General features: G+C 49.2%; 3 protein-coding genes. 2 read left to right on the forward strand and 1 reads right to left on the reverse strand.

Annotated features, from left to right (window positions below; all coding sequences use genetic code 11):
- The coding region (locus WBV75_RS12045; RefSeq protein WP_424120838.1) for a reprolysin-like metallopeptidase at window positions 1-1,639 on the reverse strand (1,639 nt) is incomplete at its 3' end.
- 48 nt (window positions 1,640-1,687) lie between these two features.
- Here WBV75_RS12045 and WBV75_RS12050 point away from each other — a divergent pair.
- Both WBV75_RS12050 and WBV75_RS12055 read left to right on the forward strand, forming a co-directional pair.
- Window positions 1,688-2,617, forward strand: a complete 930-nt coding sequence (locus WBV75_RS12050) for a bifunctional riboflavin kinase/FAD synthetase (protein ID WP_424120839.1) — start codon at window positions 1,688-1,690, stop codon at window positions 2,615-2,617.
- Window positions 2,614-3,441: HTTM domain-containing protein (locus WBV75_RS12055; RefSeq protein ID WP_424120840.1), on the forward strand; the 828-nt coding region annotated here is incomplete at its 3' end. The genes WBV75_RS12050 and WBV75_RS12055, both read left to right, overlap by 4 nt.

The raw sequence follows: 3,441 nt of genomic DNA on the forward strand, positions 1-3,441 counted from the left end.
CTGCCTCTTCTTCCACCCGGACCTTCAGCAGGTCTGAATTCACTTGTCCCCCACCAGGAGCATTGTCCCTTACGGTAAGCGCAAAATTCAATTCCCGATCTACTGAGGCTACCGTTTCCCAGGCAGATCCACTGTCTGGATCGGTCTGGGTCAGGTCGCCGGTAATTACCCTGTCCAGCTTTGGGAAATACCGTACAGAATCTACCCGGGGCCTCAAGGATCTGAAATTAGACCCTGCGGCGTTTTCCGGTCCGAAATTTTCCCGGGTTACGACCCCGTCGTCTATTTGTTCCCACGCATAAGTCAACACATCCCCTGTATCCGGATCCGAGGCAGAACCTTCAAGCACAAAGGCTGTTCCTACCGGAATCCTGAAGTCCTTAAGCGTACTGATTTGTGGAGGGTTATTGGTCAGGGCCGCGGTCTGGGCACAGGAGGTGGTGGTGACGTACTGACTGATTTGCAAGACGCTGAAATAATGAAAATAATCATCTCCTGTGGGTTGTACATCATTCTCCTGGGTAATCCCGGCATACCCCATGATGGTCGAACCGCTTCCCGGTTCTGCCTGTACCCCCGTACCCTCACTTTGAAAAGACCAGGTGTGGTTTGCCCCGAATTGATGCCCCATTTCGTGGGCGACAAAATCAAGGTCAAACCGATCCCCTTGTGGGTCAGGTGTTGCGGCAAAGGCACTCCCTTTCCGGTCATCGACACATACGGATCCGATAGAACCAGCGTTTCCATTCTCGGGACCCTGGTGAAAAAGATGTCCGATATCATATCCCGCAGGTCCGATCTGATCTGTGAGTACGGTTTGGACCTCAGAACTGAAATTTCCACCATACGGATCGGTATTGGGATCGGTATATATCACCTGGTCCGTTTCGGGAACCAATTCCAAGGCTATGGCGAGGTCCCGTTCAAAAACCTCGTTTACCCGGGTAACCGTGGCATTGATAGCTGCCAATGCATCTGTCACAGACCCTCCGTGGTATTCAGCGTATTCCCCTGTGGTGGACACCGCCAGGCGATACGTACGCAAAAGTTGGTCATCGATAAGTTTGGCACTTCGCCCCCCGGGCAGGTCTTTTGAAGTCTTGGAATTCGTTTTGCACTTCCATCCGGACAGGGTGGGTTCTAACATTTCGCGGGAAAATAAATGATAAGTTCCGCTCCCATCGGGGTCGGGTTCCAGGTAATAGGTCCGGGATGTTTCAGTATTGACCACCATACCCTGCAGGCCTTTGGGGGAATAACTGAATCGAATACGGGTGCTATTTGCATCGATGGCATAGCCTATATAAGAACGAATATCCGGATAGCGCTGTTGAAGTTCAGGGGCCATAACAGAACGCTCCTCGACTTGAAATGTAACGGATTGGCCAGAGGCATCCGGAAAGGAGATAAGCACAGAATTCGTACTCCCGTCATGCAGTTTTTGCAACTCCCGGCGAAATACGGACTCTCGAAGCACGAAAGCCCGGCTTCCTTCGTTTTTTATACTTTGGCCGGACAGCGTTTCGCGACCCTGGACCATGGGACGTTGTTCCCAATACAATCCGGCATCCTGTGCCAGAGAGGTAATGCAGAAAAAAAATAAGGGAATTGAAAGAACAAGACGTAACTTTGTCTTCATCAACCGGCATTTGACTGCCAAAATACGCTTTTTTATTATTCTGTATTTGTGTTAACCGTTCAAGGTCTTTCCCATTACGACAATCCGAGCCCGAGCGTTGTGACGATCGGGACGTTCGATGGGGTGCATATTGGCCATCGGAAAATTCTTGAAAAAGTTATTTCAGAAGGCCGCGCTACGGGCCTGCAGTCTACCCTCCTTACTTTCTTTCCCCATCCCAGGATGGTGCTTCAAAAAGACAACAGCATCAAATTACTCAACACCATCGAGGAAAAATCGGAAATCCTAAAGACCATGGGGCTCGATATGCTGGTCGTACATCCATTTACAAAAAAATTTTCCCGTTTGTCCGCCACGGAATTTGTACGCGATATGCTGGTGGAGAAACTCAGGGTCAAAAAAGTCATTATCGGGTACGATCATCGCTTTGGCCGCAACCGCAATGCGAACATTAATGATTTACGGAGTTTTGGAAACCTATTCGACTTTGAGGTGGCTGAAATTCCAGCCCAGGAAATCGATGCGGTATCTGTGAGTTCTACAAAAATCCGCAAAGCTTTGGAAGTTGGGGATTTAGAAACAGCCACGGCCTACCTTGGATATCCTTACATGCTATCGGGCACCGTACAAAAGGGAATAGGCCTCGGCCGGCAACTCGGATTCCCAACCGCAAATCTGAGTATAACGGCCAGCTATAAACTCATCCCTGCCGGGGGGGTGTATGTGGTAAAGGCACGAATCCTTGACCAGAGGGTATTTGGAATGATGAACATCGGTACAAACCCCACCGTAGATGGGAGCAAACAACATATCGAGGTGCATTTATTCGACTTTGAAAAGGATCTGTACGGGCAGGCCCTGCAGGTAGAATTGCTCTACCGCATCCGGGATGAGCGTAAATTTGACTCCGTAGAAGCCCTGAAAACCCAATTGGCAGAGGATCAGAAACACGCCCGCTCCCTAATTCAGAAGACATGATTTCCAGGTTGCTCTTCTCCCGCATGGACAACAGTCCCCTGATTATCTTCCGTATATTCTTTGGAATCCTGATCAGCCTGGAGAGTTTCGGCGCCATCCTCACCGGATGGGTTCGGCGCACCCTTGTCGAACCCGAGTTCACCTTTACCTTTATCGGCTTCGAGTGGTTGCAACCCCTTCCCGGAAATGGCATGTATTTCTACTATATGCTAATGGGCCTGATGGGGATTCTGGTCACCATTGGTTACCGGTACCGCCTGAGCATGATCATTTTTACACTCCTGTGGACGGGAACCTACCTGATGCAAAAGACGTCCTACAACAACCACTATTACCTCTTGGTCCTGATCTGTATTGTCATGTGTTTTTTGCCGGCCCACAGGGCCTATAGCATGGACTGCAAAAGGAACCCCCAAATCCGTTCAGACCAGATGTACACGGGGGTTAAATGGATTATTGTCTTTCAGCTCTTTATAGTCTATACCTACGCCTCTATCGCAAAACTTTATGCCGACTGGTTCGATTTCACCATTATCGCACAGCTTATGGAGGCCCGTAAAGACTTTTTCCTTATCGGGCCTCCGCTTCAACTCCCGTTTGTTCATAAAATTATCGGGGTTTTTGGAATTCTCTTTGATTTGCTCGTGGTTCCCCTGCTCCTCTTTAAACCCACCCGGAAATGGGCGTTTATCGCCTCCATTTTCTTTCACCTTTTTAATTCGGTCGTTTTTCATATCGGCATTTTCCCATACCTCTCCCTGGCTTTCTGCGTCTTCTTCTTCGAACCTGAAACCATCGGGAGTATCTTCTTTAAAAAGAAACCC

The sequence above is a fragment of the Robiginitalea sp. genome (genome assembly GCF_049588695.1).
GTDB lineage: Bacteria > Bacteroidota > Bacteroidia > Flavobacteriales > Flavobacteriaceae > Robiginitalea.